Annotated in this window: 7 protein-coding genes; 5 read left to right on the forward strand and 2 right to left on the reverse strand. The window is 42.5% G+C overall.

The genetic code is table 11. The features are described from left to right. The first annotated feature begins 72 nt into the window (after nucleotides 1–72). From ABDW33_RS23330 to ABDW33_RS23350, 5 genes are all read left to right on the forward strand, one after another. Nucleotides 73–567, forward strand: coding sequence for a DUF4251 domain-containing protein (locus tag ABDW33_RS23330; RefSeq protein ID WP_343692512.1), 495 nt, complete (start codon nucleotides 73–75; stop codon nucleotides 565–567). Nucleotides 568–781: 214 nt separating this feature from the next. Next, nucleotides 782–1,045: a hypothetical protein gene (locus tag ABDW33_RS23335; RefSeq protein ID WP_343692513.1), complete on the forward strand. Its 264-nt coding sequence runs from the start codon at nucleotides 782–784 to the stop codon at nucleotides 1,043–1,045. A 100-nt stretch (nucleotides 1,046–1,145) separates the two neighbouring features. Continuing rightward, nucleotides 1,146–1,991, forward strand: coding sequence for an SAM-dependent methyltransferase (locus ABDW33_RS23340; protein ID WP_343692514.1), 846 nt, complete (start codon nucleotides 1,146–1,148; stop codon nucleotides 1,989–1,991). Between the two features lie 117 nt (nucleotides 1,992–2,108). Further along, nucleotides 2,109–2,555 (forward strand): nuclear transport factor 2 family protein, encoded by a 447-nt coding sequence (locus ABDW33_RS23345; RefSeq protein ID WP_343692515.1) that lies wholly within the window; start codon nucleotides 2,109–2,111, stop codon nucleotides 2,553–2,555. A 279-nt stretch (nucleotides 2,556–2,834) separates the two neighbouring features. Continuing rightward, nucleotides 2,835–3,290 carry a PA2169 family four-helix-bundle protein gene (locus tag ABDW33_RS23350; protein ID WP_343692516.1) on the forward strand — a complete coding sequence of 152 codons (456 nt, stop codon included), beginning with the start codon at nucleotides 2,835–2,837 and terminating at the stop codon, nucleotides 3,288–3,290. Between the two features lie 167 nt (nucleotides 3,291–3,457). On the opposite strand, the gene ABDW33_RS23355 is transcribed toward ABDW33_RS23350, so the two are convergent. Continuing rightward, entirely contained in the window at nucleotides 3,458–3,808 is a 351-nt protein-coding gene (locus ABDW33_RS23355) for an Hpt domain-containing protein (protein WP_343692517.1), read from the reverse strand. A 27-nt stretch (nucleotides 3,809–3,835) separates the two neighbouring features. Next, a complete protein-coding gene (locus tag ABDW33_RS23360; protein ID WP_343692518.1) occupies nucleotides 3,836–5,194 on the reverse strand; it encodes a sigma-54 dependent transcriptional regulator in 1,359 nt (452 codons plus the stop codon). Between the last annotated feature and the right edge of the window lie 1,028 nt (nucleotides 5,195–6,222).

Consider the following 6,222-nt stretch of genomic DNA (forward strand, 5'->3'; position numbering starts at 1 on the left):
TGATAGTGGTTTTCATAAATACAACCATTTTATTGGAATGATATTCGCTGATACTCATATAAACAACATTTTATGAAGAACATCATGATAGCAGGCCTTCTGTCACTTGCTATATCCCTGCCTGGCCTCACTTCTGCACAGTCAAAGGGGGATGAGAAGAAGGCGGCTATAACTAACCTGATTAACAGCCAGTCATATGTTTTTATTGCTCAGTCTTCAATGCCTTCGGGCCCGTCTCCTGACAGGCAGTTGAATGGTAATTATGACCTGACCGTAACGAAAGATTCGGTGATCAGTTATCTGCCTTATTTTGGCAGAGCTTACACGGCACCGATGGATCCTACCAAAGGAGGGATTCAGTTTACTTCTACAAAGTTTGACTATAAGGTAACGGAGAAGAAGAAGGGTGGATGGACAATTGTGATTAAACCGCATGATACGCAGGAGGCAAATCAGTTAATACTCAATGTTTCGTCAGCGGGGTATACAACACTGCAGGTAATTGGGGTTAACAGGCAGCCAATAACATTTAATGGTGTGGTGGATGCGAGGAAGAATAGAAAGTAGGTGATTGGTATTATTCTCAACTGTATATTTCAGATATCTCACATCAAAAATATGTAAACACTTACTGGTGCAGTATATACTAAAGCTTATCGCTTTGTAGCCGCAGTGAATTAAAGAAATCTAAACGATAAGTTAAAGTTCTCTTAAGATGGCCAATAGATTAGCATAGCGGAATGGTTGTTGTTTTTTATTCTACGAACCAAAAACAGATACCATGTCTAAGAATAACAAAGAAGGTGTAAAGCAATCCATACAGGAGCTGGCCATGGGAAACTATAGGAGCTATCCCGAAGAGTATAATGAAGTATCAGTAGCAACAACTGAGAATGTTCAATCACTCGCAAATGGTTACTGGGATTCCAGGGATGATAAAGAAATTCAGCGCGATGAGCGTTTAGGAATAGGCCTCGAAGATTATCAGGCGTGGACACAGGAAGCATTTGTGGCGTTTGTTGAACATGAGCACATGTTGAACTAGGATCACCTGATATAGTATTAAAACGCAGAAAGGGTTACACACTGTAACCCTTTCTGCGTTTTTTTATATCTTTAGGCAAAGCACAACCTACTACGCCGTTATGAAAAAATTCTCCGCCAGCCGGACAGCCCAGTACATGGCCCTATTCAGGGCGCTCGAAACCCAGCGGGCACATGATAAACTGGTTTATGACCCGTATGCCATCAATTTCCTCGACCGTCGTTACCAGTTAGCCACCCGTCTTTCAGCCTTACCGCCCGTCCGCCGGATGATCCAGCGTATTATTCAAAAGCGGATACCGGGTGCTTATTCTTCTGGCATAGCCCGCACCCGGTATATCGATGAACTTGTGCAACAAGCTGTGAACCAGGGTGTACAACAAGTGGTAATATTGGGCGCCGGCTTTGATACCAGAGCCCTCCGCCTTGATTTTCTACGCCTGCTGCCGGTAATTGAAATAGATCATCCTAACACCTCGGCAGTAAAAAAGGAGAAGCTGGGTACTTTGCCTTCGCACGTGCAATATTTACAGGTCGATTTTAATGAGCAATCCCTGGATGACCTGTCACTCAATGCTTCTTTGCCAACGGTGTTTATATGGGAAGGAGTGACCAATTATCTACAGGAAGAATCGATCGCAGCCACATTCCGCTTTATAGCCGGATTTCCGGAAGGATCTTTTGTAATCTTTACATATGTAGATGAAAAGGTGCTGCGGGAACCAGGTGCCTACTTTGGGGGCGAAAAGTTGCTGAATGATGTAGCAGAACTGGAAGAGAAGTGGATATTTGGCTGGAAACCAGGTGATCTGCGAAAATATTTGCAGCAGTTTGGATTTGAATTGTTAGAGGATAATAGTGCTGTAGAATATAGGCGGCAATATATGCCCTTGCGAACGGAGAAAGGATATGAGTTTTATCGTGTAGCTTTCGCCGTGAGAAAATAGGATTTGTGAATTATCTGTAAGTTACAGATAAAAAGATCCAGGTTTGAAAAATAATTAAATAACTTATAGTCCGAACAACTATAATATCATCACATTACATAACCAGAACGACGTTTTATGAAAACTAAATTGTATTGTTTCCTGATCTTATTTTGTACACTAACGACGCTTGCATTTGCTCAATCTAAAGATGAAAAGGCTGTCGCTGCCCAGGTGGAATCCCTGCGAAAAGCCATGGTAGATGCTGATAAAGCCACATTGGAAAAACTCGCAGATGCAAAACTATCCTATGGCCATTCTGGTGGGAAAATAGAAGATAAGCAAACCTTCGTAGAGAATATTGTAAGCGGGCATTCTGATTTTGTGTCTATTGACCTGACTGACCAGACTATCGTCATTAGCGGCAATACTGCAATAGTAAGACACAATCTGGTAGCCGCAACTAATGATAACGGCAAACCCGGCAATGTGCATTTGCATATATTGTTAGTATGGGTAAAAGAAGGAGGGCAGTGGAAGCTGATCGCCAGGCAGGCAGTTAAGCAGCCTGTAGCTAATACATGAGGGGTATGAAGGTGTAGGCTCGTAATTGGCAGCTTTTCACTCCGCCACAACGTCAAAGCCCTGCAAACTCAGAAAGGTGCCTATATAAACACCTGAGCACGTCTCTTTATTTACCCAAACTGATGACTACTTTGCAGCCCTTGTTGCCTGTTGATTTCGCCTGTTGCCTTTCAAACGCCTGTAACGCCTGTTTTGGCATGATGGCATAATTTTTCTATTGGTTATCATAACAAAGAGACTTATTACGGTCTTATCTGTTAACCAATAAAAAAGTATTTTATGCAAGCGACAATGGAAACCATAGAGATCCTGAATGATCTGGTACAAATCAACAACGACCGCATCGACGGTTATGAAAAAGCGTTAGGAGAACTGAAACAGGAAGATACTGATCTGAGAGCGTTGTTCTCATCTATGATCAGTGAAAGCCACGAAATCAGACTGGCATTAGGTACAGAAGTGAATGCATTAGGTGGCGATATGGAAACATCCACCACTACCAGTGGAAAGATTTACCGCGCATGGATGGATGTGAAGGCATTGTTTACCGGTCATGATCGTCATACTGTACTGGCCAATTGCGAACGTGGTGAAGATGCGGCACAGAAAGCGTACAATACCGCGCTGGAAGATGAAGAATTACCTGCTTACCTGCGTGAAATGGTAGCTGAACAGCAACAGACGCTGAAACGCTCTCATGATAAAATTAAAGAGCTGCGTGACGCATCTAAATAAATATTTTACAGGCTTCTCATTTAGTCTATTTTTACCGGACTTCCTCCATCACGGAGGAAGTCTTTTTTACGAATACGATCAGCATTCTTTCCCAATGGGAAAAATGTCCTGTTTCCAATGCTTCCGACCTGTATCTACATGCTCCTGAATCCTTCCGGAAGAAAATGTCACACTCCCAGTTGTTTCAGATCTTCTTCCATGCCCGGCTTGATCTCCTGAAAAATCTTCTTTAATCGTCCCACTAATTCCTCCACCTCTTCGTCCCATTCGCCCAGGCCCTCCAGCTTTAAAATAATTTCCTTAGCCCCCTTTACCTCCATACTCAGTACACTCGGCTTCAACTTATGTATTGTCCTTTTCAGATCATGCAATACTTTTGTTTCCTGCAATTGCTGCAGGTCACTGGTATATTCAGTTACAGAATTGATGAAAAGGGCAATCATCTTGTGGATGAATGCAGGATTATCTGATATTTTGTAGAGATAGTGATATGAATAAAGTGCATGATCAGCTTGCATATAGTCTATAGGTTAATGACTCCAGGCTCAGGCACCTTCAATCTCGCCTGTCTGTAACATTTTATAAATAGTTGATTTACCAATATCCAGTTTCTCTGCCACCAGCAGTACATTGTCGTTGTACCGTTTCAGGTAGTTCCGGATGATCAGCCTGGTATATTCCCTAAGGGTTAACTCTGTATTCAGTACTGTATCTACATCGTGATTATTACCGGAAAGGAAGGTGATATCATCCGGCTCAATTATATTGTTTTCTGACATGACAGCTGCCAGTTCTATTACGGATTTTAGTTCGCGGATGTTCCCCGGATAATTATAACTCAGTAATTTATCGCGACCCGCAGGGGAGACCCTGATTTCCGGGATCTTATTATCCTTGCAGTAATTTGTAAGGAAGAACTGGGTAAGCAACAACAGATCATCTTTCCTTTCGCGGAGAGGAGGGAGGGCGATAGGCAGACCTACAATACGGTAGTACAGGTCTTCTCTGAAATTACCTTTCTTTACCTCATCAGCCAGGTTCTTGTGCGTCGCTACCACCAGGCGAAAATCCAGTTTTATTTTACTGTTACCCCCCAGACGGATCAGTTCTTTTTCCTGCAATACCCTAAGCAGTTTACTTTGGATATTAAGGTCCATTTCCCCGATTTCATCCAGGAAGAGTGTACCACCATTGGCTTCCTCGAAACGGCCGATTTTACGGTTCTGTGCCCCTGTAAAAGCACCTTTTTCGTACCCGAACAATTCGCTTTCCACCAGTTCTTTTGGAATCGCGGCCATGTTTACAGCTACATAGGGATGACCACTGCGGTTAGAGTTGTAATGAACAGCTTTGGCTACCAGTTCCTTACCTGTACCTGTTTCCCCGGTAATGGATACGTTGATCATGGATCCGGCAGCCTTATCGATCAGGCGGAATACGGCCTGCAGGGCAGGACTTTTTCCAACGATAGAGGTGGAGTAGTCGTACCTGGTTTTAAGTTCTGCTTTTAATTGGGTGATCTCATGTTTCAGGGATTGATTCTCCCGTAGTCGTATGATAGCTTTCCACAGTAATTGCTGGGTATTCTCGTCTTTTACCAGGTAATCTTCTGCCCCCATTTTAAGAAGGTCTACGGCAGTTGTGATCTTCTCCTGGGCACTGATGATAATGACAGGAACATTGGGTTGAGCTTGCTTTATCTTACGGTATAGCTCTTCTCCGTTCATATCGGGAAGACCGAAGTCGATAGTGATCAGGTCTGGTTTACGATGCAATTGGGCCAGGCATTCCTTACCTGAGCCGATGAGGGTTACTTCGTAATCGGGATTCTGAGTGAGGTAATGATGCAAGAGGTTACCATACCATTTGTCGTCTTCAACTATAAAAATCTTAAAATCGAGCATTCATGGAATTTTCCGTTAAATTAGGAAATTTTCCAATCATGATCGATTCAAGAGATGACCAGTTTTAGTTCATTTTGATACTGGTAGTAGTAAAATTATCTATTGGTGGTGGTAAAATCTGCTGTTGGCGCTGGTAATTGTAGTGTAAATGTGCTGAAAATCTTTTGTGCTAATGAGACAAAATATATGGTTGTTTTTTAAAACCTGACCCATCCCTGGCCCCACTCCGCATCATACAACAACTTAATCACGTGGGGCCTGGATGAATCGGTTATGAAAAAAGCACGATAATTTGATATAGTTCCTGTTAGATAACCGGGCTCTAATTTCTTATTACAGAAATTGACTCAATTTTCTAACAAAACGGCAGATAATTCTTTTTCTCTTCTATTCACCGTCTGACTGATGAATCATCTCCTGACCCCTTTCTTTTCACTTGTCTGTTTTCACAGGGGCCGGGATGACGCATTCTCACAATTGTTCACTAGTTTCTAAAATTGTTGGTTGGTTTTTAATGACAAGCTCTATCGTTAGCATAGGTATTCAATACACCCCTATTTTTATAACTTTCTTTTGTTGGCGCAAAACTCAATTGTTAGCATAGGTTATGAGCTGCTGCACTAATTCAATCTACACATTTCATTGTTCACTGTTCCCAATTACACTGGCAATGATTTCCTGCATACACAAATTGATGATCTCTTACACATCACTTTCCCTTTTCACTACTCATTTTCACTATTCAATCATATCACAATAAATCTCTCAATCTCTCTTCACGATCTATCCGCACCTTCCAATCTTTCTTCACGATCCATCCGCACCGCTCAATTTCTCTTCACGATCCATCCACACCTTCCAATCTCTCTTCACGATCCATCCACACCTTCCAATCTCTCTTCACGATCCATCCGCACCGCTCAATTTCTCTTCACGATCCATCCACACCTTCCAATCTCTCTTCACGATCCATCCGCACCTCTCAATCTCTCTTCACGATCCATCCGCACCTCTCAATCTCTCTTCAC

This window comes from Chitinophaga sp. (assembly GCF_039596155.1).
In the GTDB taxonomy this organism is placed as follows: Bacteria; Bacteroidota; Bacteroidia; order Chitinophagales; family Chitinophagaceae; genus Chitinophaga.

Excerpts from the sequence above, each read along its gene's own strand:
- ABDW33_RS23350 (WP_343692516.1), top strand. The coding sequence starts at position 2,835 with ATGCAAGCGACAATGGAAACCATAGAGATCCTGAATGATCTGGTACAA.
- ABDW33_RS23360 (WP_343692518.1), bottom strand. The coding sequence starts at position 5,194 with ATGCTCGATTTTAAGATTTTTATAGTTGAAGACGACAAATGGTATGGT.
- ABDW33_RS23355 (WP_343692517.1), bottom strand. The coding sequence starts at position 3,808 with ATGCAAGCTGATCATGCACTTTATTCATATCACTATCTCTACAAAATA.
- ABDW33_RS23345 (WP_343692515.1), top strand. The coding sequence starts at position 2,109 with ATGAAAACTAAATTGTATTGTTTCCTGATCTTATTTTGTACACTAACG.
- ABDW33_RS23340 (WP_343692514.1), top strand. The coding sequence starts at position 1,146 with ATGAAAAAATTCTCCGCCAGCCGGACAGCCCAGTACATGGCCCTATTC.
- ABDW33_RS23335 (WP_343692513.1), top strand. The coding sequence starts at position 782 with ATGTCTAAGAATAACAAAGAAGGTGTAAAGCAATCCATACAGGAGCTG.
- ABDW33_RS23330 (WP_343692512.1), top strand. The coding sequence starts at position 73 with ATGAAGAACATCATGATAGCAGGCCTTCTGTCACTTGCTATATCCCTG.